Raw genomic sequence first — 24,705 nt, forward strand, 5'->3', positions numbered from 1 at the left:
CGCTCTGTTACAGAACGCTGATTAAACCCACGGGCGTAGGAGTTTCTCTACGCCCGTTCACGTATGTTAAGGGCAGGACACCAGAATGGCGAAGAAAGACTATTACGAGATTTTGGGCGTTTCCCGCTCAGCGGAAGAGCGTGAAATCAAAAAGGCCTACAAACGCCTGGCGATGAAATTTCATCCTGACCGTAATCCAGGTGACAAAGAATCCGAAGCCAAATTTAAAGAGATTAAAGAAGCCTATGAGATCCTGACCGATGCGCAAAAGCGTGCGGCCTACGATCAGTACGGTCATGCAGCCTTTGAACAGGGCGGCATGGGCGGTGGTGGTGGTTTTGGCGGCGGTGGAGCTGATTTCAGCGATATCTTTGGCGACGTGTTCGGTGACATTTTTGGCGGAGGCCGCCGTCAACAGCGCGCCGCGCGCGGGGCCGATTTACGCTACAACATGGAGCTGACGCTTGAAGAAGCTGTTCGCGGCGTGTCCAAAGAGATCCGTATTCCTACGCTGGAAGAGTGTGATAAATGTCACGGCAGCGGTTCAAAACCGGGTACTCAGCCGCAGACCTGCCCGACCTGTCATGGTCAGGGTCAGGTACAGATGCGTCAGGGCTTCTTTACCGTGCAACAGGCTTGTCCAACCTGTCATGGCCGTGGCTCGGTAATCAAAGATCCCTGCACGGCATGTCATGGGCACGGGCGCGTGGAGAAATCCAAAACGCTGTCAGTGAAAATTCCTGCGGGCGTCGACACTGGCGATCGCATTCGCCTGAGTGGCGAGGGTGAAGCGGGTGAGCATGGGGCACCTGCGGGCGATCTCTACGTTCAGGTTTCAGTGCGCAAGCACCCTATCTTTGAACGTGAAGAGAACAATCTGTACTGCGAAGTGCCGATTAACTTTGCGATGGCGGCGTTGGGCGGCGAAATTGAAGTGCCTACCCTCGACGGTCGGGTGAAGCTGAAAGTGCCTTCCGAAACCCAGACCGGCAAGTTGTTCCGTATGCGCGGCAAGGGCGTGAAATCCGTACGTGGTGGCGCACAGGGCGATTTGTTGTGTCGCGTGGTGGTGGAAACGCCGGTCAGTCTGAGCGACAAACAGAAGTCACTGCTGCGTGAGCTGGAAGAGAGTTTTGGTGGGCCAGCCGGTGAGAAAAACAGCCCCCGTTCAAAAAGCTTCTTTGACGGCGTGAAGAAGTTTTTCGACGATTTAACCCGCTAAGTCTGGAAGATCAATCACAACGGGCAGCCTGAGCGCTGCCCGTTTTTTATTGCTTAATTAACAGCCGTCTGCCAGACGGATTAAGTGATTTATTCAGGCTTTATCAATCCGGTTAAGGTCGCCGTCGGTCAGTTCAGATTTTTAAAAATGCATCCCAAGCCGGGGACAATCAATATTACTGCCATCAGGACAGATTTCTGCCTGCACCCTGTTACGCGGTTGTGATTCTCCTCAGCGTTAGCCTGCCATAATATGTAAAGCTGCCGGGTAAAGAGGATTTTTAAACGTATCAGCAGCGCGCTGTGCGATACAATCCCCTGCAAGCCTGCTTTTTAACGATCTTTACAGGCTGCTCTGTTGTCTTTCTGTTCTCAGAACAATTCAGTATGCGTTCAACCATTTATCAGAAAACGACAGGGGCTACTCAGGGTATCAACTGTTTTACGCGCAGTGAGAGTACGTATGCCGGCTCTGCTGTAATGTCATCTCTGTTCCAGGAAAGGTTTTAATGAAATTAGCGCTTAAGCGGATACTTAAGAATGAGGCCACTGGTGGTGTGGTATTGATCATCGCGGCGATGGTGGCGATGTTTCTGGCAAACAGTGCGGCGACGCAACAGACATATCAGGCAATCCTCAATATGCCGGTGGAATTCCGCTTCGGATCGCTGGATATCAGCAAAGACCTGCTGTTGTGGATCAATGATGCGCTGATGGCGCTGTTCTTTTTAATGATTGGATTAGAAGTTAAGCATGAGCTGATTTCCGGCTCTCTAGCCACCCGTGAACGGGCGATGTTTCCGTTAATTGCCGCAGTGGGAGGAATGATTGCCCCAGGGGCGATTTTCGCGCTGCTCAATCACAGCGATCCGTTGGCTGTTCATGGTTGGGCTATCCCGACTGCGACGGATATCGCTTTTGCGCTGGGCATTCTGGCCCTGTTGGGTAGCCGTGTCCCCCCTGCTTTGAAAATGTTTTTGATGGCGCTGGCAGTGATTGATGACCTGGGCGCAATCCTGATTATTGCCTTCTTTTATACCCAGCATCTGTCGATGTTGGCGCTGACTGTTGCCGCCGGAGCCGTGCTGTTACTGGCCCTGCTGAACCGTTTTGGGGTACGCAGTATTACGGTGTATATGTTGGTGGGGATGGTACTGTGGGTGGCGGTGCTAAAATCGGGTGTACATGCGACGTTGGCCGGGGTGATTGTGGGCTTCTTCATCCCTCTGGAGAAGCAAAATGGGCACTCGCCAGCGATCCATCTGGCTCACAGTCTGGCACCCTGGGTTAGTTGGGTAATTCTGCCTTTGTTTGCTTTTGCAAATGCAGGCGTCTCGTTGGCGGGCGTTTCGCTGAGCGGGCTGGCGTCGGCGGTGCCGTTAGGGATCATTCTGGGGCTGTTTATCGGTAAGCCGCTGGGTATCACCCTGATCTGTTGGCTGGCGGTGAAGTTGCGTATTGCAGCATTGCCGGAAAGTACACGTATGCGGGACATTGCTGCTATTGGGGTGCTGTGCGGTATCGGTTTTACCATGTCGATATTTATCGCATCCCTGGCCTTCGATGCGGCTCATCTGGAGATGGTCAGACTGGCAAAACTGGGCATTCTTACTGGTTCTGTGGTGTCCGCCGTGGTGGGCTACACGCTGTTAAGGATAAAACTGCGCTAAAGCAGGGGGCGGCTGCCGGAACAGATGGCAGTCGGGGGCCCGGCTGCCCCAGCGTGGTTATCAGGCATAGCTGCGCTGGGGCATTATTGAAAGCAAAAAAAAACCGCCTCAGGCGGTTTCTTTTTAACACGGTATTAACAGCGGGGCGATTAGGCCAGTTTGTTAATCTGTGCAGTCAGGTTCGCTTTATGACGAGCCGCTTTGTTCTTGTGAATCAGGCCTTTAGCTGCCTGGCGATCCACAATTGGCTGCATTTCGTTAAATGCAGTCTGTGCAGCTGCTTTATCACCAGTAGCGATAGCTGCATATACTTTCTTGATAAAAGTACGCATCATTGAACGACGGCTAGCGTTGTGCTTACGACGCTTCTCAGACGTTACGGCGCGTTTCTTAGCTGATTTGATATTAGCCAAGGTCCAACTCCCAAATAGTTCTGTAAGGACAATACAAAGGCCGAGGAATATGCCTCTTTCGCCTGAGGTTGTCAATGGATTTGTGCAAATAAGCGCCGTTGTTACAACAGCACCTGATTACGTTTCGATGGCGCAAGATTCTACCAGCTTCATCCGGATGAATACAGCTTATTCACAATAAAAATCTCTGCCGCTGGTTCATCCGCGCCAGGCGGAAAAAGCCATCAGGAACTACTTAAAGCCTCATTCGTGGGTTAACCTTCATCGCTGTACAAGGTATAATCCGCCGATTTCCATAAATTTGAGCCAGCCATGAAGTTTATCCGCGGCATACATAATCTCAGGGAGCAGCATCGCGGCTGCGTACTGACCATTGGTAATTTCGATGGCGTACATCGTGGTCATCAGGCGTTACTGGCCCGGCTGTGCGAGGAAGGGCGTCGGCGTGAACTGCCGGTGGTGGTGATGTTGTTTGAACCGCAGCCGCTGGAACTTTTTGCAGCTGGCAAAGCCCCGCCGCGTCTGACGCGCCTGCGTGAAAAAGTACGTTATCTCAGCGAAGCGGGTGTTGATGCGGTGCTCTGTGTCCGCTTTGACGGGCGTTTTGCCGCACAGTCGGCACAAAGTTTTATTGCCGATCTGCTGGTTAACAAACTTGGCGTCAGATTTCTCGCGGTAGGGGATGATTTCCGTTTTGGTGCGGGTCGCGAGGGCGATTTCCTGCTATTACAGCAAGCCGGTGCCGAATATGGCTTTGATGTGATCAGCACCCAGACCTTCTGTGAGGATGGCAAACGCATTAGTAGCACGGCAGTTCGCCAGGCGCTGGCGGCAGACGATTTGACACTGGCAGCCACGCTGCTGGGTCATCCATTCAGCATTTCAGGCCGGGTGGTGCATGGTGATGCACTGGGCAGAACCATCGGTTTCCCCACGGCTAATCTACCGCTCAGGCGCTATGTCTCGCCAGTTAAAGGCGTTTATGCCGTTGAGGTGTTTATTGCTGGCGAGGGGCCGGTCCCAGGCGTGGCGAATATTGGTACCCGTCCAACGGTGTCCGGTATGCGTCAACAGCTGGAGGTTCATCTGCTGGATGTTGCAATGGATCTGTACGGTCGCCATATAGATGTGGTGCTCCGCAAAAAAATACGAAACGAGCAGCGCTTTTCCTCACTGGATGCGTTGAAAGAGCAAATTGCTAAAGATGTGGTGACGGCCCGACACTTTTTTGGGTTGGATACACCGCTTTAAACAGAAGCGAAATACGGAATCGAGAAGCTGATGAGTGACTATAAATCTACCCTGAATTTGCCGGAAACCGGGTTCCCGATGCGTGGCGATCTGGCCAAACGCGAACCGGGAATGTTGCAGCGCTGGTATGATGACAATCTTTACGGCCTCATTCGTGCAGCCAAAAAAGGGAAAAAAACCTTCATCCTGCACGATGGCCCTCCTTATGCCAATGGCAGCATTCATATCGGTCACTCAGTTAACAAGATTCTGAAAGACATTATCGTTAAGTCTAAAGGCATGGCAGGTTTTGACTCGCCTTACGTTCCCGGCTGGGACTGCCACGGTCTGCCCATTGAGCATAAAGTTGAACAGATGATCGGCAAACCGGGCGAGAAGGTCACGGCGGCTGAGTTTCGCGAAGCCTGCCGCAACTATGCTGCTGAGCAGGTTGAAGGCCAGAAGAAAGATTTTATCCGTCTGGGCGTGCTGGGCGACTGGGATCGCCCTTATCTGACCATGGATTTCAAAACCGAAGCCAACATTATTCGTGCGTTAGGAAAAATCATCGGTAATGGTCACCTGCATAAAGGTGCCAAGCCGGTGCACTGGTGTCTTGACTGCCGCTCAGCACTGGCTGAGGCGGAGGTTGAATATTACGACAAAACTTCACCGTCAATTGATGTGATGTTCAATGCGGTTGACCGCGAGGCGGTGGCGGCCAGATTTGGTGCTGACAAGGTTGATGGGCCCGTCTCGCTGGTTATCTGGACCACCACGCCGTGGACCATGCCTGCCAACCGGGCTATTTCTCTGCATCCGGACTTTGACTATCAACTGGTACAGATTAACGGTCGGGCATTAATCCTGGCGAAAGAGCTGGTTGCCAGCGTGATGAAACGTGCCGGGATTAGCGAATGGCAGGTGCTCGGTGAAGCGAAAGGCGCCGCGCTGGAACTGATGGGCTTCAGGCATCCGTTTCTTGACCTGACGTCTCTGGTCATACTGGGTGAACATGTGACGCTGGAAGCGGGTACTGGTGCGGTGCACACTGCGCCTGCCCACGGTCCCGATGACTATGTTATCTGCCAGAAGTACGGGATTGAAGCGGCGAATCCGGTTGGCCCTGATGGCAACTATCTGCCGGGAACCTGGCCCACGCTTGATGGCGTCAACGTTCTGAAAGCAAATGACATGATGGTCGATCTCCTGCGTGAAAAAGGTGCGCTGTTGCACGTTGAAAAACTGCTGCACAGCTACCCACACTGCTGGCGTCACAAAACGCCTATCATCTTCCGTGCCACGCCACAGTGGTTTATCAGCATGGATCAAAAAGGTTTGCGTCAGCAGTCGTTACAGGAGATCAAAGGCGTGCAGTGGATTCCGGACTGGGGCCAGGCGCGTATTGAATCGATGGTGGCTAACCGTCCTGACTGGTGTATTTCACGTCAGCGCACCTGGGGCGTACCTATGGCGCTGTTCGTGCATAAAGAGACCGAAGAGCTCCACCCTGATACTCTGGCGCTGATGGAGAAAGTCGCTCTACGCGTTGAGCAGGACGGTATTCAGGCCTGGTGGGATCTGGATGCCAGCGAGCTGATGGGTGCAGATGCGGAAAACTACATTAAAGTTCCCGATACCCTGGATGTATGGTTTGACTCCGGGTCAACCAGCTATTCGGTAGTCGATGCGCGTCCGGAATTTGGCGGCCATGCTCCGGATATGTATCTGGAAGGCTCAGACCAGCATCGTGGTTGGTTTATGTCCTCGCTGATGATTTCGACCGCCATGAAAGGTAAAGCGCCTTACCGCCAGGTACTGACACATGGATTTACCGTGGATGGTCAGGGACGCAAAATGTCCAAATCCATTGGTAACACGGTCTCGCCTCAGGATGTGATGAACAAACTGGGAGGAGACATCCTGCGTCTGTGGGTAGCATCGACCGACTACTCCGGCGAGATGGCCGTGTCTGATGAGATCCTCAAACGTGCCGCTGACGCCTATCGTCGTATCCGTAATACCGCCCGTTTTCTGCTGGCGAACCTGAACGGTTTCAACCCGGAAACGGACAGCGTGACAGCTGAAGAGATGGTGGTGTTGGATCGTTGGGCAGTAGGCTGTGCCCAGGCTGCGCAGCAAGATATTGTCGATTCTTACAGCCGGTATGACTTTCATGAAGTTGTTCAGCGACTGATGCAATTCTGTTCGATTGAGATGGGTTCATTCTATCTGGATATCATCAAAGATCGTCAGTACACCGCGAAAGCTGATGGCCTGGCGCGTCGCAGTTGCCAGACTGCGCTCTACCATATTGCGGAAGCGCTGGTACGCTGGATGGTGCCCGTCCTGTCGTTCACGGCTGATGAAATCTGGAATGAGCTTCCTGGGCAACGCACTAAGTATGTCTTCACTGAAGAGTGGTATGACGGCTTGTTTGGTCTGGCAGAAAATGAAGCAATGAATGACAGCTTCTGGGCTGAACTGCTGAAAGTGCGTGGTGAAGTGAATAAGGTGATAGAGCAGGCACGTGCGGACAAACGCGTAGGTGGCTCTCTTGAAGCAACGGTCACACTTTATGCTGATGCTGCTCTGGCGGAAAAACTGACCAGCCTGGGCGATGAACTGCGCTTCGTATTGCTGACGTCAGGGGCGCAGGTGGCCGATTATGCACTGGCGACAGAAGAAGCTCAGCAGAGTGAGCTGGTAAAAGGTCTGAAAATTGCGCTGCACAAAGCCGAAGGTGAGAAATGCCCGCGCTGCTGGCATTACACTACTGATATCGGTCAGAGTACCGAACATCCGGACGTCTGCGGACGTTGTGCTACCAACATAGCGGGCGCTGGTGAACAGCGTAAGTTTGCATAATGAAGCCTTTATTCTCAACCGGATTGCGCTGGCTGTGGCTGGTGCTGGTGGTGATTGCCATCGACTTCTTCAGTAAGCAGTGGATCATGAACACACTGATGCTGCACGAATCGATGTCAATAATGCCGTTTATCAATTTTTTCTATGCGCACAATTACGGTGCGGCCTTCAGCTTTCTGGCAGATAAAGGGGGCTGGCAGCGCTGGTTCTTTGCCGGAATTGCGGTGGCCATCGTGGTGGCATTGCTGGTGATGATGTACCGCAGTGAAGCCAGCAAGAAGCTGAATAATATCGCCTATGCGCTGATCATCGGCGGCGCACTGGGCAATCTGTTTGACAGGGCTTATCATGGCTTTGTGGTTGATTTCATAGATTTTTATATCGGTGGCTGGCATTTCGCCACCTTTAATATCGCTGACTGCGGCATCTGTGTGGGCGCCGCGCTGATTGTTCTGGAGGGCTTTCTTGCTCCTGCCACTAAGCACGCTAAATAAGGGCCAGCTATGACTGATTCGGTACAGTCTGACAGTGCGGTATTAGTACATTTCACCCTGAAGCTGTCCGACGGTTCAACGGCGGAGTCCACACGCACCAACGGCAAACCAGCGCTGTTCAGTCTGGGTGATGGCAGCCTGTCATCAGGTCTGGAGGCCGAGCTGACTGGCTTGAAAACTGGCGATAAAAAAGCCTTTTCCCTGCCGCCGGAATCGGCTTTCGGCATGGCCAGCCCTGATTTGATCCAGTATTTTTCGCGCCGTGATTTTACCCAGGCAGGCGAGCCGGAGGTTGGGGCGATTATGCTGTTCAGCGGTATGGATGGTAATGAAATGCCTGGGGTGATCCGCGAGATTTCCGGTGATTCGATAACCGTAGATTTTAATCACCCGCTGGCTGGACAGACGATTCACTTTGATGTTGAAGTGCTGGAGATAAATCCGGTACTGGAGGCGACCAATGCAAATTCTGTTGGCTAACCCACGTGGCTTTTGTGCCGGTGTCGATCGCGCTATCAGCATCGTGGAACGGGCGCTGGAAATGTATGGTGCCCCAATCTACGTGCGCCATGAAGTGGTGCACAACCGCTATGTCGTGAACAGTCTGCGTGAGCGCGGAGCCGTCTTTATTGAAGATATCGCTGAGGTTCCGGACAGCTCAATTCTGATTTTCTCTGCGCATGGTGTTTCACAGGCGGTGCGGGCTGAAGCCCGGGCTCGTGATTTGACGATGTTGTTTGATGCGACCTGTCCACTGGTGACAAAAGTGCATATGGAAGTGGCGCGCGCCAGCCGTAAAGGCACAGAAGCGATTCTGATTGGTCATGCGGGACATCCTGAAGTGGAAGGCACAATGGGCCAGTACAGCAATCCCAAAGGGGGAATGTATCTGGTTGAATCTCCGGCAGACGTTGATAAATTGCAGGTCAGGGATGAAGATAACCTGTGCTTTATGACCCAGACGACGTTGTCGGTGGATGATACTTCAGAAGTTATTGATGCCCTGCGTCAGCGTTTTCCAAAGATCATTGGCCCGCGTAAAGATGATATCTGCTATGCCACCACGAATCGTCAGGAAGCAGTACGCACTCTGGCGAAAGACGCGGATGTCGTTCTGGTGGTGGGTTCCCGCAACTCATCCAACTCTAATCGTCTGGCGGAACTGGCCCAGCGCGCAGGTAAACTGGCTAAGTTGATCGACTCTGCTGATGATATTCAGGAAGAGTGGATCAAGGGCGTGAACTGCGTTGGCGTGACGGCGGGAGCATCTGCGCCAGATGTGCTGGTGCAGGAGGTGATTCAGCGTCTGCGTGAACTGGGTGGTGAAGTTGCAATTGAGCTGATTGGGCGCGAGGAAAATATCGTCTTCGAAGTACCAAAAGAATTGCGCGTCGATATTAAAACCATCACCTGAACCTTCGCCCGGTAGATTTTAAGCCGGGTTATTCTTTCGACAGTAGAATTACTTTATTTGTTGGGTTAATATTTCTGAGCATTTACATTATGCATCAATCTACCTTGTCAGGATGGCTTATTTAAACAAATAATCATTTTTCATCTTTTATTAAGGTAGATATTACCATTTTTTTAAAAGGAACTTAATAATGAGAGAATTAACCTTCCATGAAGTCAGTTGTGTCAGCGGCGCTGCTGTAGAAAGTAACAGTCTGCTTGCAGCGGGCGCAGTTGGTCTGCTTGTTTCCATTCCGGTAATTGTAGGCGGTGCTGTCCTGGGTGTACCAACACTTGGCCTGGGCTTTATCGCCATGGCGGCAGGTATCGTCGGTACAGCGCTCTCTGGGGTGGCAATCATTCTGGGAATAGTGCAATCTGCTGCCGGCTCAGATACAACAGCGTAACTCTGGTTTTATCCAAAACGACAAACGCGGCACAATATTTTTGTGTCGCGTTTTTTTCTGTAAAATTTCAACCTCTTCGCCAGCTTGTATTCGGCGAAAAAACACGTCTGAAGGTTGCTCAGGAGCAACATTGTGTTATTTAAAAATTTGAAAAGAGCGATTTTAAGCAAAAGTTAATGAGACTTTAATTATCATTTTTCATGATTAAAACAAACATTGAAAAATGAATATATCTGTTCTTTCTTTTTACTGAGTATCAGGTTTTCTCTGGTTGCTAATGATTCTCAAACATCAATTTTCCAATTTTATCCTGGTTGTTGAAATAAAACGGGAAACTGCACTTCTGTCGTTAATACATCGGGGGTTCAAGTGTTTTTTACAGGAATAAACAGGATGCATGCATGTTTTTATTGTTAGTAATGTATCAAAATTAATGTTGATGTGTTTTTTTCAATGATAGCGTTCACATCACTACCAGCAGCTGAACTGATTTTCTATTTTTAATTAGTTTTAAGTCGGCGTTGTGTAGGGACTATCACAGGAATAATTATCAATATAAGGAAAGTATAATGAGAGAATTAAAGAACAACGAAATTAATGAAGTAAGTGGCGGTATCTTTATTACGCTGGGTCTGGTGGGGGCTGTAGCAGGCGCTCTGCTTACCACAGCTGTGGTTTTAGGGGGCAGTGCCCTGATCACCTATATTTAGTCTCTGCTGGCTGACAGCAGTTCTGATACCGATACCAGTTCCCTCGTTGAGTCTGCTGCTAATTCTTCAAGCTGATCCTCCAGCTACAAAAGGCGTTTAGAAAGGAGCTCTTATGAGGGAATTGACACTGTGTGAGTCCAACCAGGTCAGCGGCGGTTTTTATGATGGTGGTATCAGCTTAGCGATTGCCGGATGTGTGGCATTGGGAATCGGTGCGGCAGCAGCAGGCACGGCGGCAGTCGCTGCTATTGCGGCCGGTTCAGCTGCGGTGGGTGCCGCAGTCGGGGCGGCTGTGGTCGGCGCTGCTGCGATCGCTGCTGCCGCAGTAGCCACAGCGGTGACTGCTGCGGTAGTCACGACCGTACTGGTAGTAGGTGCAATCAGTGCAGCAAGCATCGGTTTCGGTGTTGGCGTCGGCACGGGAGCCGTGTTGTCAGCGGTTATTCTGAGCCAGGCATCATAAGAAAAAGTATCCGCACTTTTTTTACAAAATAATCAATGTAGCCACAGCCGATGCTGTGGCTACATTTTTTTTCTGATACAAGACCATGCATCTTCACGTCACAGAGCGATTGAATTTACTGATAATCTGGTCTGACTGACATAAAATTCTTATTACCGGTTTTTATTGTGGCGCACTGTTTAACAGCTGGTTAACCTGAGTGCGTTTTGCATGCACAGAATTAAGGGATTCATTATGAAAGAAGCACAGATCCGCCTTGCCATCGTTGGCGCAGCGGGACGCATGGGACGTCAACTTATTCAGGCCGCCTGCGAGGCAGAGGGTGTGTGTCTGGGGGCTGCGCTGGTTCGCGAAGGTTCCTCGCTGGTGGGAGTGGATGCCGGTGAACTGGCTGGCACCGGAGTACTTGACGTCAGAGTAAACAGTAGCCTGAGTGCGGTAGTGGATGATTTTGATGTGCTGATTGACTTCACACGTCCGGAAGGAACTCTGGAGTATCTGGCTTTCTGTCGCCAGCATCATAAAGCGATGGTGATTGGCACCACCGGTTTCGATCAGGCAGGAAAGGCGGAAATCAGCGCAGCCTCTAAAGATATTGCTATCGTTTTTGCAGCTAACTTTAGTGTCGGTGTCAATCTGGTGCTGAAGCTGCTGGAAAAAACCGCCAGAGTTATGGGCGAATATGCGGATATAGAGATAATCGAAGCGCACCATCGTCATAAGGTGGATGCGCCTTCCGGTACGGCACTGGCGATGGGGGAAGCGATTGCAGATGCAATGGACTGGGAACTGAACGAGCACGCCGTCTACACGCGTGAAGGGCACACCGGCGAACGTAAAGCAGAAACCATCGGTTTTGCGACTGTACGGGCAGGAGACATCGTCGGTGAACATACGGCGATATTTGCAGATATTGGCGAGCGAGTTGAGATAACTCACAAGGCTTCAAGTCGCATGACTTTTGCAAAAGGTGCTGTGAAAGCCGCTGTATGGGTAAAAGCGCAAAAAAATGGACTTTTTGACATGAGAAATGTGCTTAATTTGGACGATTTATAATTTCATAACCATTGTGATGTGGTTTTTTAAATCTCAATATATTGATTGTAATGGCAATAATTTTATTGCCTTTTTTTACTCTGTATTTTAATGGTTTCACTGTTTTTATGATGTCTGGATGATATTTTTCTGTTTTTTCATCTTTTTTTTTCGTTCAAATGCTAATTTTTACCATCTGGTCCACTTTTATGGTGTTTTTTTGCCACCCGCAAACTCAATCCTGAGTGCAATCGCTTAAATGAGCTGGATAGTTGTTGTTTTCAGAGTAAATCATCCGAAATTCCAGTCAGTTGTCTAAAAAAGAAAGAAAAAATCTGATGCGCACTGGACAAGGTCAGGGGCGATCATTAGAATGCGCGCAATTTGCCAAAAATCGAGCAGTCAGGCGGTTTTTGCATTGATTCATCGCTTTGTTTTGAATTAATATGCAAATATTGTGACTGTTTATTCTCTGGAGGACGTTTTGATTAAGTCAGCGCTATTGGTTCTGGAAGACGGAACCCAATTCCACGGTCGGGCCATCGGGGCTACAGGGTCGGCAGTGGGGGAAGTAGTTTTCAACACGTCGATGACCGGTTATCAAGAAATCCTCACTGATCCTTCCTATTCTCGCCAGATTGTTACTCTTACTTATCCTCATATCGGCAATGTCGGCACCAACTCCGCAGACGAAGAATCTTCCCAGGTACATGCTCAGGGGCTGGTTATTCGCGATCTGCCGCTGATAACCAGCAACTTCCGCAGTGAAGAAGGGTTGTCAGCTTATCTGGAACGTCACAACATTGTCGCTATTGCCGATATCGATACTCGTAAGTTAACTCGTCTGTTGCGCGAAAAAGGCGCACAAAACGGTTGTATCATTGCCGGAGATGCGCCGGATGCCGCACTGGCGCTGCAAAAAGCACAGGCATTTCCCGGGCTGAAAGGAATGGATCTGGCAAAAGAAGTGGCAACAAAAGAAACCTACAGCTGGTTGCAGGGAAGCTGGCAACTGGAAGGTTTACCCTCGCCGAAAAGTGAGGTAGAGCTGCCTTACCATGTGGTGGCTTATGACTACGGCGTAAAGCGCAATATCCTGCGTATGCTGGTAGATCGTGGCTGTCGCCTGACGGTGGTTCCGGCACAAACTTCAGCAGAAGACGTGCTGAAACTTAATCCGGATGGGGTCTTCCTTTCTAACGGACCCGGCGATCCGGAACCCTGTGATTACGCGATTACCGCCATTAAGACATTACTGGAAACGGATGTGCCGCTATTTGGTATCTGCCTGGGGCACCAGCTGCTCGCACTGGCCAGCGGCGCTAAAACGGTCAAGATGAAGCTGGGACATCATGGTGGCAACCATCCGGTGAAAGATCTGGATAACAACACGGTGATGATCACCGCGCAGAACCATGGCTTCGCCGTGGATGACAACAATTTACCTGACAATCTGCGGGTGACACACACTTCATTGTTCGACCATACGGTACAGGGGATTCATCGAACTGATAAAGCGGCGTTCAGTTTTCAGGGGCATCCTGAAGCCAGTCCCGGCCCGCATGATGCCGCCCCCTTGTTCGATCACTTTATCGAACTGATCACTGCCTACCGTGCTGACGCAAAATAATCAGGAGCGAGAAAATGCCAAAACGTACCGACATAAAAAGTATCCTGATCCTTGGCGCTGGCCCGATCGTTATCGGCCAGGCCTGTGAATTTGACTACTCTGGCGCACAGGCCTGTAAAGCTCTGCGTGAAGAGGGTTACCGCGTTATTCTGGTCAACTCCAACCCGGCGACTATCATGACCGACCCGGAGATGGCCGATGCGACGTATATCGAGCCAATCCACTGGGAAGTGGTCCGCAAAATTATCGAAAAAGAGCGCCCGGACGCGGTTCTGCCGACGATGGGCGGTCAGACCGCACTGAACTGCGCGCTGGAACTGGAACGCCGCGTCGTGCTGGCGGAGTTTGGCGTGGCGATGATAGGTGCCACCGCTGATGCCATCGATAAGGCAGAAGATCGCCAGCGCTTTGATAAAGCGATGAAGAAAATTGGCCTGGAAACTGCCCGCTCTGGCATTGCCCACAATATGGAAGAAGCGCTGAAAGTGGCGGAGGATGTTGGTTTTCCGTGCATTATTCGCCCTTCCTTCACCATGGGCGGGACCGGTGGCGGTATCGCTTATAACCGTGAAGAGTTTGAAGAGATTTGCGAGCGCGGCCTGGATCTGTCGCCAACCAATGAGCTGTTAATTGATGAATCGCTGATTGGCTGGAAAGAGTATGAAATGGAAGTGGTGCGCGATCGCAATGACAACTGCATCATTGTTTGCTCAATCGAAAACTTCGATGCGATGGGCATCCATACCGGTGATTCGATCACCGTGGCACCTGCACAGACGCTGACCGACAAGGAATATCAAATCATGCGTAACGCCTCAATGGCGGTACTGCGTGAAATTGGTGTGGAAACCGGCGGTTCCAACGTTCAGTTTTCGGTTAACCCGGAAAATGGTCGTCTGATTATCATTGAGATGAACCCTCGCGTATCACGTTCCTCTGCGCTGGCTTCAAAGGCGACGGGTTTCCCGATTGCGAAAATTGCAGCCAAACTGGCGGTAGGTTACACGCTGGATGAGCTGATGAACGATATTACCGGCGGACGCACGCCAGCCTCGTTTGAGCCATCTATCGATTATGTTGTCACCAAAATTCCTCGCTTTAACTTTGAGAAATTCGCTGGTGCAAATGACCGCCTGACCACCCAGATGAAATCGGTGGGTGAAGTCATGGCGATTGGCCGCACGCTTCAGGAGTCGATGCAGAAAGCGCTGCGCGGCCTCGAAGTGGGAGCGCATGGTTTTGATCCGAAAGTCTGTCTGAATGATGCCGAAGCGATGACCATCATCCGTCGTGAGCTGAAAGATGCCGGTTCGGATCGTATCTGGTACGTGGCCGATGCTTTCCGGGCGGGGATGTCAGTGGATGCCGTATTCAGCCTGACCAACATCGATCGTTGGTTCCTCGTGCAGATTGAAGAACTGATGCAGCTGGAGTCACAGGTTGCCCATCAGGGGATTAACGGTCTGACCGCTGATTTCCTGCGGACCCTGAAGCGTAAAGGCTTTGCCGATGCCCGTCTGGCGAAGCTGGCGGGCATTGCTGAGTCGGAAGTGCGTAAGCTGCGCGAGCAGTATCAGCTTCACCCGGTCTACAAGCGCGTGGATACCTGCGCGGCAGAATTCTCTACTGACACCGCCTATATGTACTCAACCTATGATGAAGAGTGCGAAGCGAATCCAAATCAGGACCGTGACAAAGTGATGGTGCTGGGCGGTGGTCCAAACCGCATTGGTCAGGGGATTGAATTCGACTACTGCTGCGTCCATGCCTCGCTGGCCCTGCGTGAAGATGGTTTTGAAACCATTATGGTTAACTGTAATCCGGAGACGGTTTCAACCGATTATGACACCTCAGACCGCCTCTACTTTGAGCCGGTCACGCTGGAAGACGTGCTGGAAATTGTGCGGATCGAGAAACCTAAAGGGGTTATCGTGCAATATGGCGGCCAGACGCCGCTGAAACTGGCTCGTGAACTGGAAGCGGCAGGTGTTCCGGTTATTGGCACCAGCCCGGATGCCATTGATCGTGCGGAAGATCGTGAGCGCTTCCAGCAGGCCGTTGAGCGTCTGGGTCTGAAGCAGCCGGCCAATGCCACCGTCACCGCACTGGAACAGGCAGTGGAAAAAGCCGCAACCATTGGTTATCCGCTGGTGGTGCGTCCGTCCTACGTGCTGGGTGGTCGTGCGATGGAAATTGTTTATGATGAAATCGATCTGAAACGTTATTTCCACACTGCGGTCTCGGTGTCGAACGATGCACCCGTGCTGCTGGATCGTTTCCTTGATGATGCGGTGGAAGTGGACGTCGATGCAATTTGTGACGGTGAGCGAGTGCTGATTGGCGGCATCATGGAGCATATCGAGCAGGCTGGCGTTCACTCCGGCGACTCTGCGTGTTCTTTGCCAGCATATACCCTGAGCAAAGAGATTCAGGATGTGATGCGTCAACAGGTGGAGAAACTGGCCTTCGAGCTTTGCGTACGTGGTTTGATGAACGTGCAGTTTGCGGTGAAGGATAATGAAGTTTACCTGATTGAGGTGAACCCACGCGCCGCACGTACCGTCCCCTTCGTTTCCAAGGCAACGGGCGTGCCGCTGGCGAAAGTGGCTGCTCGCGTGATGGCCGGTAAATCACTGGCTGCTCAGGGCGTGACACAAGAGGTTATTCCGCCTTATTACTCGGTGAAGGAAGTGGTACTGCCGTTTAATAAATTCCAGGGCGTGGATCCTATCCTCGGTCCAGAAATGCGTTCGACCGGAGAAGTGATGGGCGTGGGGCGTACCTTCGCAGAAGCCTTCGGTAAAGCGATGCTCGGTGCGCAGAGCAACATGAAAAAAAGTGGTCGTGCTTTACTGTCGGTACGTGAAGGTGACAAAAAGCGCATCGTCGATCTGGCAGCCAAACTGCAAAAACTGGGCTTTGAACTGGATGCCACTCACGGCACGGCTGTGGTGCTGGGTGAAGCGGGCATCAATCCACGGCTGGTTAACAAAGTGCATGAGGGACGTCCGCACATTCAGGACCGGCTGAAGAATGGTGAGTATGCCTATATTGTCAACACCACGGCAGGGCGGCAGGCGATCGAAGATTCCAAACTTATTCGCCGCAGCGCACTTCAGTACAAAGTGCATTATGACACCACCCTGAACGGCGGTTTTGCCACGGCGATGTCATTAAATGCCGATCCTACTGAGCAGGTGATTTCGGTTCAGGAAATGCACGCGCAGATTAAGGGTTAATATCCCACAGGAAAGATTATCCCCGCTCAGGCGGGGATTTTTTTGTCTGGTTGACCGCAATCGCCTGCAATCTGGAGACGCAGCGTGAAACTGGTGACAGCCAGGATATCGCCTGGTTCCTGGGGGCCTGTTGCTCAAACAGCCAAACCAAGAGCATTCTTGCAACGTTTTATGATGATAGAAATCTCCGGCACTATTATTCTTTCTCTTTTACGGAATGAACGAATGTGGGATATAAGGGCAGGGAGCTTTAAAGCCTGATGGAGCTTGATACCGCATTATACTTTTCGTTTAAAAACCTTTACGCACTTCACCCGGCTTAGCTATCGACGAAACTTTCACCTTTCCGTATGATGACGCCAATTTTACACCCTGTTGAGTATCATCAGATGATAAGCCTTATTGTGGCCATGGCGGCCGACCGCATAATTGGGATGGAAAATGCCATGCCCTGGCACCTGCCCGCAGACCTGGCGTGGTTCAAACGACATACGCTGAATAAGCCCGTGATTATGGGGCGTCGCACCTTCGAATCGATTGGACGTCCTCTGCCTGACCGTTTGAATATTGTTATCAGCAGTTCACCCGGTTCTGACGCCGCCGTTACCTGGGTCACCTCTGTGGATGAAGCGTTACGTGCTGCCGGCGAAGTGGAAGAGATTATGATCATTGGCGGTGGCCGTATTTATGAACAGCTCCTGCCACAGGCTGACCGACTCTATCTGACGCATATTGATGCTGAAGTTGAAGGTGATACCAGCTTCCCGGATTATGAACCGGATGAATGGCAGTCTGTTTTCAGCGAGTTCCGTGATGCGGACCAGCAAAACAGTCACAGCTGTTTCTGGGAAATTCTGGATCGTCGCTAACGGACGGGTTTCATACCGGTAAGCCCTGTCATCCCGCATAAATAAAAACATCCCGTACCTGGTCGCACGGGATGTTTTTTTATGCCGTTCAGCATCTCTCAGTGGAGAGAGGTCCGGCACGAGTTTACTGCTGGTCGGATTTTTCCAGCACGGAAGGTTGGTGGAACCATGTCTGGTCCTCCCAGCGCAGCATAGTCAACGTCCCGCCCCAACAGCAGCCGGTATCCAGTGCCAGGATTCCTTCCGGAGTGCCTTTGCCTTCCAGAGAAGCCCAGTGACCAAATACAATGGTGTGGTCACGGGCGACAGGGCCGGGGATCGCAAACCAGGGCTTTAAGGGCGGAGGAGCGGAATCAGGCGTATCTTTGCAGATCATATCCAGCTGACCACCCGGAAAGCAGTAACGCATTCTGGTCAGCGCGTTGGTGCTGAATCGCAGACGGGCCAGGCCACTCAGCGATGTACTCCAGTTATTGGGCATGTCGCCGTACATGGCATCAAGAAACAGCGGATAGGTATCGCTGGCAAGCACGGCCTCTACTTCACGGGCGCAGCCACGTGCCGTTTCCAGATTCCACTGCGGGGTGATCCCGGCATGCGCCATCACCAGCTTTTTCTCATCATCCACCTGCAACAGTGGCTGACGTCGCAGCCAGTTGATCAGCTCGTCAACGTCTTCCGCCTGGAGCAGGGACGTGAGGCGATCTTTAGGTTTGTTGCGACTGATGCCGGCAAATACCGCCAGCAAATGCAAATCGTGATTTCCCAGCACCATGCGCGCAGCATCGCCGAGCGAGCGAACAAAGCGCAGAACGTCCAGCGAATCCGGGCCACGGGCGACCAAATCGCCGGTAAGCCACAGGGTATCCTGTGCAGGGTCGAAGGCAACCTGCTTCAGCAGAGATTGCAATTCGTCGTAGCAACCGTGAACGTCGCCAATCAGATAAGTACTCATAAATCTGTCCGAAACACGCCGGGCCTGCGGAGCCTGGCGTGGAAGATGAATTAATGAATCTGGCTGGGAATGGCCAGTCGGAACACCGGAATCGCCACCTGGAAAGCTTCGCCTTCGCTGTCAAGCATCTCGTAGTGGCCCTGCATGGTGCCCATCGGGGTTTCCAGAATGGCACCGCTGGTATACTGAAACTCGCCGCCTGGTGGGATATGTGGCTGCTCACCGATCACCCCTTCGCCCTGAACTTCCGTCTCGCGGCCATTGCCGTTGGTGATCAGCCAGTATCGGCTGATCAGTTGCACGGGGGTGCGCCCCGGATTGCGGATGGTGATGGTATAAGCAAAAACGTAACGATCATCTTCCGGTGCCGACTGTGACGGGACCCAGGCGCTCTGCACCTGAATACAAATCCGGGGCGTATCGGCCATGGTATCAGTTCTCCTGCGACGATGGCTGAGGGTGCTCAGCCAGCCAGTTTGCCAGTTGACAATATTGCGCGACAGAGATGTTTTCGGCCCGCAATGTCGGGTCGATATTCATCTGCTGTAATGCCTCAGGCGAGAAAAAATGGCCGAGGCTGTTGCGCAGCGTTTTACGACGTTTACCAAAGGCTTCGGTCGTGATCCTGCTCAGCATACGAATATCCTTAACCGGGTGGGGCAGCCTGGCATGGGGCACCAACCGTACCACTGCTGAATCCACTTTAGGTGCCGGGGTGAAGGATTCAGGCGGCACTTCCAGCACCGGGATCACCTGACAGTAATACTGTGCCATCACCGTCAGGCGTCCATAGGCTTTACTGCCTGGCCCGGCGACAAGGCGGTTAACCACCTCTTTTTGCAACATGAAATGCATGTCACGAATCGCATCAGTATAGCTGAAAAGGTGAAACATCAGCGGGGTGGAGATGTTGTAGGGCAGGTTACCAAAAACGCGCAGAGACTGGCCTTTTTCAGCGGCAAGTTCCGCGAAATTAAAGGTCATCGCATCCTGCTGAAAAATAGTCAGCTTCGGCCCGAGAAAAGGGTGAGTCTGCAAGCGGGCGGCCAGATCACGATCAAGTTCGATAACCGTCATGCTCTCCAGTCGCTCACCAACCGGTTCGGTCAGCGCGCCCAGACCGGGCCCGATTTCCACTACCGCCTCGCCGGGCTGTGGATGAATGGCGGAGACAATGCTGTCAATAATGTATTGATCGTTCAGAAAGTTCTGGCCGAAACGTTTGCGGGCAAAGTGGCCCAGATGGACGCGATTATTCATTGAGTTGAGATCATGGTGATGGCGAGATTAAGCGCCGTAATAAAGCTGCCCGCATCAGCCTGCCCCAGGCCTGCCAGATCTAAGGCGGTGCCGTGGTCGACTGAGGTGCGGATAAAAGGCAGGCCGAGGGTGATATTGACTGCCCGGCCAAAGCCCTGATATTTCAGTACTGGCAGTCCCTGATCGTGATACATCGCCAGAACCGCATCTGCCTGTTGCAGATATTTGGGCTGGAACAGGGTATCTGCCGGTAAGGGCCCTGTCAGCCGCATACCGCGCTGCCGCAGTTCATCCAGCAGAGGAATTATCACATCGATCTCTTCCCGCCCCATATGACCGCCTTCTCCGGCATGAGGATTGAGGCCACAGACAAAAATATGTGGTTCAGCCAGGCCAAATTTAGTGCGCAGATCGGTATGGAGAATGTCGATGACTTCGCGCAGGCTGTCGCGAGTGATAGCGGCTGAGACATCTTTTAACGGTAAATGCGTGGTTGCCAGCGCCACCCGTAACGCTTCGGTGGCAAGCATCATCACCACGCGTGCACACCCGGCGCGTTCTGCAAAAAACTCGGTGTGACCACTGAAGGGGATACCGGCATCGTTGATCACCCCTTTATGCACCGGGCCGGTAATCAACGCGGCAAATTCGCCGCTGAGGCAACCATCGCAGGCGGTGGTCAGCGTCTCCAGCACATAATGGCTGTTTTCGACGCAGAGCACACCGGGCCGGACCGGTTGCGCGCTGGCAACCGGCAGCAGCGTCAGCGTACCTGCCGCCTGGGGTTGTGCGGTACTGCCCGGCTGATACTGCCGCAGCGCCAGCGGTAATCCCAGCGCGGCGGCCCGCTCCAGCAGCACCGCCGGATTGGCACAAACCACCAGTTCAACCGGCCAGTCATGCTGGGCCAGTTGTACGGTGACGTCAGGGCCTATTCCGGCAGGTTCGCCGCTGGTGATGACGACGCGCTGATTACTGAGCATTGCCATCCAGAATTTTCACATAGGCTGAGGCACGCTGTTCCTGCATCCAGGTTTGTGCTTCTTCTGCAAACTTACGATTGAACAGCAGACGATAAGCCCGCTCTTTCTGCGCTGCGTCAGTTTTATCCACCTGGCGTGTATCCATCATCTGGATCAGATGCCAGCCGAAGGAGGAGTGGACCGGACCGCTCATCTGGCCTTTTTTCAGCTTCAGCAACGCATCGCGGAACGCCGGATCGAACACTTCTGGTGAACTCCAGCCCAGATCGCCGCCCTGGTTAGCCGAGCCCGGATCTTCTGAGATATTTTTCGCGGCCTGCGCAAAGGTGGTTTTGCCGCTGTTGATATCTGCCGCAACCTGCTCCAGCTTCTGACGCGCCTGGTCGTCGGTCATCACGGGTGAAGGCTTCAGCAGAATATGCCGGGCATGAACTTCCGTTACCGAGATGCTCTGGTTATCACCACGAATGTCATTCACTTTCAGAATATGAAAACCAACGCCGGAGCGAATTGGACCAATGATATCGCCCTTTTTGGCGGTAATCAGCGCCTGTGCAAACAGCGACGGCAGCTCCTGGATACGGCCCCAGCCCATGTTGCCGCCTTTCAGCGCCTGCGGATCGGCCGAGTAGGTAATAGCCAGTTTGCCGAAATCACCGCCATTTTTTGCTTCGCTGACCAGCTGATTAGCCAGCTTTTCCTGATCGTCCACCTGCTGCTGCGTCGGATTCTCAGGCAGCGGCAACAGGATATGACTGAGGTTCAGTTCGGCCGCTTCGCTGTTCTGAGAAGAAACCTGTTTAGCCAGCGAGTCCACTTCCTGCGGCAGGATGGTGATGCGACGGCGCACTTCATTGTTGCGCACTTCGGCAATGGTCATCTCTTTGCGGATCTGCTCGCGGTAGGTGGCATAGTTCATACCATCATAAGCCAGACGGCTGCGGAGCTGATCGACGGTCATTTTGTTTTGCTGAGCAATGTTAGCAATCGCCTGGTCGACCTGTGCGTCCTGAATCTGGATACCGCCCTGTTTGGCCATCTGCAACAGAATGTTGTCCATTACCAGACGTTCAACAATTTGATGGCGCAGCGTTTTGTCGTCAGGAAGCTGCTGACCACCCTCCTGGGCCTGACTTTTGACTGACTGCATCATGCCGTCTACGTCGCTCTCCAGGACCACGCCGTTATTAACCACGGCGGCAACTTTATCAACTACCTGTGGCGCTGCAAATGCGGTGCTGGCTGTCAGCGCCGCACTAAGGATCAGCATTCTCCAGTTCTTCATACTTTTTCCATTCTTCTGTCCGCTCAGCGGGTTTACAAACGAATTATCACAACATCAGAAAGAGCGCTGATAAGGCAGAATGCCCTGACGCAGCATTTCACCTGAACCCAGACTATAAGACGGGCTCAGGCCACGTAGCTCAATGTTGAACGAGATTTTGTTGTCGTAGTGACTTGTACTGTTAGTGCTGTCCCAACTGGTGATTTTACGCTCGTACCCCAGACGGATGGCATAGCAGCATGAGCTGTACTGTAAGCCAAGCAGCTGATCGGCAGGCTGTTTGGCTTTGGTATCGTAATACCATGCGCCCACGACTGCCCAGGCATCAGCAATTGGCCAGCTGGCGGTCGCGCCTACCTGCGAAATCCCCTGCTGATAACCTGGATTGGTGATCTGGCTTAACGTCTGCTGAATGTACTCCGGGCTGGTATAGCGATAATTCAGCTGCACCAGACGGTCTGCATCACGACGGTATTCCAGCACCGCATTTCCCTGTGAAACGGCATTCAGCCGGGTATCGTACTGAACCCCGCCGCGTGCGTTCCAGCGATCGCTGATTTTCCAGAACGTGTCTCCCGCCCACTCAATACTGCCACGATCGTCCGAGTCAGCCGTTTCAAGACCGGTTCGGGATGGGGTAAACGAGTAGATTTGACCAACGGATGCGTTAAAACGTTCAACCAGATCGTTATCAAATATTCGGGTGGACACACCGGTGGTGATTTGATTAGCGGAAGCGATACGGTCCAGGCCGCTGTAAGTGCGGTCACGGAACAAACCGGTGTAGTCGCTTTGCAACAGGGTGGAGTCGTAAGCGCGAATACTACTCTGGTCGCGATAAGGCACATACAGATACTGCAAACGTGGCTCCAGCGTCTGGGTGTAGCCTGGTGACCAGTCCATATCGCGGTCAAACACCATTTTACCGTCGACTTTAAACTGCGGCATCACCCGGTTGACCGTGCTTTTCAGCTGGTTCACTTTGCTGGTATCGACGTTCTGATTCCAGTAATCAATCTCATCCTGTTGGTAATGGGTCGCCAGCAGTTTGGCTTCGGTATTCAGGCTACCCCAGCGGTTGGACATCGGCAGATTAATGGTGGGCTCCAGATGCAGACGGGTGGCATCCGGGTACTTCTCATTAACGTTGGTAAATTTGACCGCCTGAGCATACAGATGGGTGTCAAACGGGCCGACATCATTCTGGTAATAGTTGAAATCAAACTGCGGCTCAGCACGATAAACGTCGTTGCTGGTTTGCGTGGAGAAAATCTGGAACTGCTTGGTCGACAGCGTCGCATCCCAGTTTGTATCCGCATAGCCTACGCTGAATTTCTGCGTGACATAGCCATCGGTGGAGCTGGCGTATGGCGAGTCAAGATCGGTGAAGTAATAAACATCACTGACTTTGGTGTAGTCAACGTTAAAGCGCCAGTTCTGATCGTAGACCCCGGCATGTTTCCAGGTAAACATCCAGCGGTCGGAATCATCAGCATTGGTGATGTTACGCGCCGCGGCATCTTTGGTGAACTGGTCGTCAGATGGCATGTAGTCAAACTCCATCAGACCGACACCAGCCTGGGTCAGGTAGCGGAATTCATTCTGCAACTGCGTACCACGATTACTCATGTAATGCGGCGTGATAGTGGCGTCAACCTGCGGCGCGATGTTCCAGTAATAAGGCAGTATGAATTCAAAGCCGTTAGAACTACCGTACTTGGCATTGGGAATCAGGAAACCTGAGCGGCGTCGATCGCCGATCGGCAGCTGTAAGTAAGGGCTGTAAAGCACCGGCACTTTGCCAATTTTAAAGCGCGCGTTCCAGATTTCTGCCACCTGCTCATCGCGATCTTCGATAACCTCCGTTCCCGCGACGCTCCAGCTGTTATCGCCGGGCAGGCAGGAGGTAAAGGTGCCGTTCTCCAGGATGGTGTAGCGGTTCTGGCCGCGCAACTTCATCTGATCGGCGGTGCCTCGCCCCTGACGTCCCACCATCTGATAGCTACCATTCCAGACGTTGGTATCTTTGGTGTTGAGGTTGGACCAGCCTTTCGGTCCCTTCAACACTACCTGATTATCGTCGTAATGCACATTACCCAGCGCATCGACGGTACGTACCGGCGTGGTCTCGCCCGGCGGCTGTTTCTGGTGTAATTGCACTTCATCAGACTGAAGACGCCCATTGCCTTGCTGAATATCCACGTTGCCGGTAAACACCGCATTATCGGGATAATTGCCTTGTGCCTTGTCCGCGTTAATCGTTACCGGCAGATCGTTGGTATTTTTCCCCTGCACAAGGGGACGGGTGTAGTTTGGCACACCCAGCATACACTGCGATGCGAGGTCGTCGGCCAGACCCTGCTGGCTGTAAAGTGCTGAACCAATCAGTGTGGCCAGCAGAGTAGGTAATCGTTTTTTCATACGCGGTATCGAAAATTCCGTGATAGCAAGCATCATGCCGACAAACGGTCAGAGACTAACGTACTCAACAGCGTTGCGCCAGTGCTATACCTTTCATCTT

The 24,705-nt window shown here is 52.3% G+C and carries 21 protein-coding genes; 14 read left to right on the top strand and 7 right to left on the bottom strand.

Annotation, left to right across the window (positions count from 1 at the left end; translation table 11 throughout):
- Positions 1-85 precede the first annotated feature (85 nt).
- Positions 86-1,222 (top strand): molecular chaperone DnaJ, encoded by a 1,137-nt coding sequence (gene dnaJ, locus AC3RPL_RS23080; protein WP_034936443.1) that lies wholly within the window; start codon positions 86-88, stop codon positions 1,220-1,222.
- 508 nt (positions 1,223-1,730) lie between these two features.
- Positions 1,731-2,891 carry a Na+/H+ antiporter NhaA gene (gene nhaA / locus AC3RPL_RS23085; protein WP_490741674.1) on the top strand — a complete coding sequence of 387 codons (1,161 nt, stop codon included), beginning with the start codon at positions 1,731-1,733 and terminating at the stop codon, positions 2,889-2,891.
- A gap of 149 nt (positions 2,892-3,040) precedes the next feature.
- On the opposite strand, the gene rpsT is transcribed toward nhaA, so the two are convergent.
- Positions 3,041-3,304, bottom strand: coding sequence for a 30S ribosomal protein S20 (gene rpsT, locus AC3RPL_RS23090; RefSeq protein ID WP_034936440.1), 264 nt, complete (start codon positions 3,302-3,304; stop codon positions 3,041-3,043).
- Positions 3,305-3,616: 312 nt separating this feature from the next.
- Between rpsT and ribF the strand changes: the two genes are divergently transcribed.
- From ribF to folA, 12 genes are all read left to right on the top strand, one after another.
- The gene (gene ribF, locus AC3RPL_RS23095; RefSeq protein ID WP_034936438.1) at positions 3,617-4,555 is read left to right on the top strand and encodes a bifunctional riboflavin kinase/FAD synthetase; all 939 of its coding nucleotides are present in this window, start codon (positions 3,617-3,619) and stop codon (positions 4,553-4,555) included.
- Between the two features lie 30 nt (positions 4,556-4,585).
- Complete coding sequence (ileS, locus tag AC3RPL_RS23100) at positions 4,586-7,402, top strand: isoleucine--tRNA ligase (protein ID WP_490741675.1); 2,817 nt, start codon at positions 4,586-4,588, stop codon at positions 7,400-7,402.
- A complete protein-coding gene (gene lspA / locus AC3RPL_RS23105) occupies positions 7,402-7,896 on the top strand; it encodes a signal peptidase II (RefSeq protein ID WP_490741676.1) in 495 nt (164 codons plus the stop codon). The genes ileS and lspA overlap by 1 nt, the downstream gene beginning before the upstream one ends.
- A gap of 9 nt (positions 7,897-7,905) precedes the next feature.
- A complete protein-coding gene (gene fkpB / locus AC3RPL_RS23110; RefSeq protein ID WP_034936432.1) occupies positions 7,906-8,376 on the top strand; it encodes an FKBP-type peptidyl-prolyl cis-trans isomerase in 471 nt (156 codons plus the stop codon).
- Positions 8,357-9,310, top strand: a complete 954-nt coding sequence (ispH, locus tag AC3RPL_RS23115) for a 4-hydroxy-3-methylbut-2-enyl diphosphate reductase (protein WP_490741677.1) — start codon at positions 8,357-8,359, stop codon at positions 9,308-9,310. Before fkpB ends, ispH begins: the two co-directional genes overlap by 20 nt.
- A 190-nt stretch (positions 9,311-9,500) precedes the next feature.
- Positions 9,501-9,755: a hypothetical protein gene (locus AC3RPL_RS23120; RefSeq protein WP_490741678.1), complete on the top strand. Its 255-nt coding sequence runs from the start codon at positions 9,501-9,503 to the stop codon at positions 9,753-9,755.
- Positions 9,756-10,324: 569 nt separating this feature from the next.
- A complete protein-coding gene (locus AC3RPL_RS23125) occupies positions 10,325-10,465 on the top strand; it encodes a hypothetical protein (protein ID WP_490741679.1) in 141 nt (46 codons plus the stop codon).
- A gap of 112 nt (positions 10,466-10,577) precedes the next feature.
- The gene (locus AC3RPL_RS23130; protein ID WP_490741680.1) at positions 10,578-10,928 is read left to right on the top strand and encodes a hypothetical protein; all 351 of its coding nucleotides are present in this window, start codon (positions 10,578-10,580) and stop codon (positions 10,926-10,928) included.
- Positions 10,929-11,162: 234 nt separating this feature from the next.
- Positions 11,163-11,984 carry a 4-hydroxy-tetrahydrodipicolinate reductase gene (gene dapB / locus AC3RPL_RS23135; protein ID WP_490741681.1) on the top strand — a complete coding sequence of 274 codons (822 nt, stop codon included), beginning with the start codon at positions 11,163-11,165 and terminating at the stop codon, positions 11,982-11,984.
- Between the two features lie 463 nt (positions 11,985-12,447).
- The gene (gene carA, locus AC3RPL_RS23140) at positions 12,448-13,593 is read left to right on the top strand and encodes a glutamine-hydrolyzing carbamoyl-phosphate synthase small subunit (RefSeq protein ID WP_490741682.1); all 1,146 of its coding nucleotides are present in this window, start codon (positions 12,448-12,450) and stop codon (positions 13,591-13,593) included.
- Positions 13,594-13,607: 14 nt separating this feature from the next.
- Positions 13,608-16,832, top strand: coding sequence for a carbamoyl-phosphate synthase large subunit (carB, locus tag AC3RPL_RS23145; RefSeq protein ID WP_490741683.1), 3,225 nt, complete (start codon positions 13,608-13,610; stop codon positions 16,830-16,832).
- A gap of 389 nt (positions 16,833-17,221) precedes the next feature.
- Positions 17,222-17,701, top strand: coding sequence for a type 3 dihydrofolate reductase (folA, locus tag AC3RPL_RS23150; RefSeq protein ID WP_490741684.1), 480 nt, complete (start codon positions 17,222-17,224; stop codon positions 17,699-17,701).
- Positions 17,702-17,825: 124 nt separating this feature from the next.
- On the opposite strand, the gene apaH is transcribed toward folA, so the two are convergent.
- The 6 genes from apaH to lptD are packed head-to-tail and all read right to left on the bottom strand — an operon-like array spanning position 17,826 to position 24,641.
- On the bottom strand, positions 17,826-18,656 hold the full coding sequence (gene apaH, locus AC3RPL_RS23155) for a bis(5'-nucleosyl)-tetraphosphatase (symmetrical) ApaH (RefSeq protein ID WP_490741685.1): 831 nt from the start codon (positions 18,654-18,656) through the stop codon (positions 17,826-17,828).
- A gap of 50 nt (positions 18,657-18,706) precedes the next feature.
- Complete coding sequence (apaG, locus tag AC3RPL_RS23160) at positions 18,707-19,084, bottom strand: Co2+/Mg2+ efflux facilitator ApaG/CorD (RefSeq protein WP_490741686.1); 378 nt, start codon at positions 19,082-19,084, stop codon at positions 18,707-18,709.
- A gap of 4 nt (positions 19,085-19,088) precedes the next feature.
- Positions 19,089-19,916 carry a 16S rRNA (adenine(1518)-N(6)/adenine(1519)-N(6))-dimethyltransferase RsmA gene (gene rsmA / locus AC3RPL_RS23165; protein ID WP_490741687.1) on the bottom strand — a complete coding sequence of 276 codons (828 nt, stop codon included), beginning with the start codon at positions 19,914-19,916 and terminating at the stop codon, positions 19,089-19,091.
- Complete coding sequence (pdxA, locus tag AC3RPL_RS23170) at positions 19,913-20,899, bottom strand: 4-hydroxythreonine-4-phosphate dehydrogenase PdxA (protein ID WP_490741688.1); 987 nt, start codon at positions 20,897-20,899, stop codon at positions 19,913-19,915. Before pdxA ends, rsmA begins: the two co-directional genes overlap by 4 nt.
- Positions 20,889-22,184 (bottom strand): peptidylprolyl isomerase SurA, encoded by a 1,296-nt coding sequence (surA, locus tag AC3RPL_RS23175; protein ID WP_490741689.1) that lies wholly within the window; start codon positions 22,182-22,184, stop codon positions 20,889-20,891. Before surA ends, pdxA begins: the two co-directional genes overlap by 11 nt.
- A gap of 54 nt (positions 22,185-22,238) precedes the next feature.
- Complete coding sequence (gene lptD / locus AC3RPL_RS23180; RefSeq protein ID WP_490741690.1) at positions 22,239-24,641, bottom strand: LPS assembly protein LptD; 2,403 nt, start codon at positions 24,639-24,641, stop codon at positions 22,239-22,241.
- Between the last annotated feature and the right edge of the window lie 64 nt (positions 24,642-24,705).

This window comes from Erwinia papayae (assembly GCF_058241465.1).

Excerpts from the sequence above, each read along its gene's own strand:
- AC3RPL_RS23120 (WP_490741678.1), top strand. The coding sequence starts at position 9,501 with ATGAGAGAATTAACCTTCCATGAAGTCAGTTGTGTCAGCGGCGCTGCT.
- dapB (WP_490741681.1), top strand. The coding sequence starts at position 11,163 with ATGAAAGAAGCACAGATCCGCCTTGCCATCGTTGGCGCAGCGGGACGC.
- AC3RPL_RS23130 (WP_490741680.1), top strand. The coding sequence starts at position 10,578 with ATGAGGGAATTGACACTGTGTGAGTCCAACCAGGTCAGCGGCGGTTTT.
- ileS (WP_490741675.1), top strand. The coding sequence starts at position 4,586 with ATGAGTGACTATAAATCTACCCTGAATTTGCCGGAAACCGGGTTCCCG.
- surA (WP_490741689.1), bottom strand. The coding sequence starts at position 22,184 with ATGAAGAACTGGAGAATGCTGATCCTTAGTGCGGCGCTGACAGCCAGC.
- ribF (WP_034936438.1), top strand. The coding sequence starts at position 3,617 with ATGAAGTTTATCCGCGGCATACATAATCTCAGGGAGCAGCATCGCGGC.
- rsmA (WP_490741687.1), bottom strand. The coding sequence starts at position 19,916 with ATGAATAATCGCGTCCATCTGGGCCACTTTGCCCGCAAACGTTTCGGC.
- apaH (WP_490741685.1), bottom strand. The coding sequence starts at position 18,656 with ATGAGTACTTATCTGATTGGCGACGTTCACGGTTGCTACGACGAATTG.
- lspA (WP_490741676.1), top strand. The coding sequence starts at position 7,402 with ATGAAGCCTTTATTCTCAACCGGATTGCGCTGGCTGTGGCTGGTGCTG.
- fkpB (WP_034936432.1), top strand. The coding sequence starts at position 7,906 with ATGACTGATTCGGTACAGTCTGACAGTGCGGTATTAGTACATTTCACC.
- ispH (WP_490741677.1), top strand. The coding sequence starts at position 8,357 with ATGCAAATTCTGTTGGCTAACCCACGTGGCTTTTGTGCCGGTGTCGAT.
- folA (WP_490741684.1), top strand. The coding sequence starts at position 17,222 with ATGATAAGCCTTATTGTGGCCATGGCGGCCGACCGCATAATTGGGATG.
- carB (WP_490741683.1), top strand. The coding sequence starts at position 13,608 with ATGCCAAAACGTACCGACATAAAAAGTATCCTGATCCTTGGCGCTGGC.
- nhaA (WP_490741674.1), top strand. The coding sequence starts at position 1,731 with ATGAAATTAGCGCTTAAGCGGATACTTAAGAATGAGGCCACTGGTGGT.
- AC3RPL_RS23125 (WP_490741679.1), top strand. The coding sequence starts at position 10,325 with ATGAGAGAATTAAAGAACAACGAAATTAATGAAGTAAGTGGCGGTATC.
- dnaJ (WP_034936443.1), top strand. The coding sequence starts at position 86 with ATGGCGAAGAAAGACTATTACGAGATTTTGGGCGTTTCCCGCTCAGCG.
- apaG (WP_490741686.1), bottom strand. The coding sequence starts at position 19,084 with ATGGCCGATACGCCCCGGATTTGTATTCAGGTGCAGAGCGCCTGGGTC.
- lptD (WP_490741690.1), bottom strand. The coding sequence starts at position 24,641 with ATGATGCTTGCTATCACGGAATTTTCGATACCGCGTATGAAAAAACGA.
- pdxA (WP_490741688.1), bottom strand. The coding sequence starts at position 20,899 with ATGCTCAGTAATCAGCGCGTCGTCATCACCAGCGGCGAACCTGCCGGA.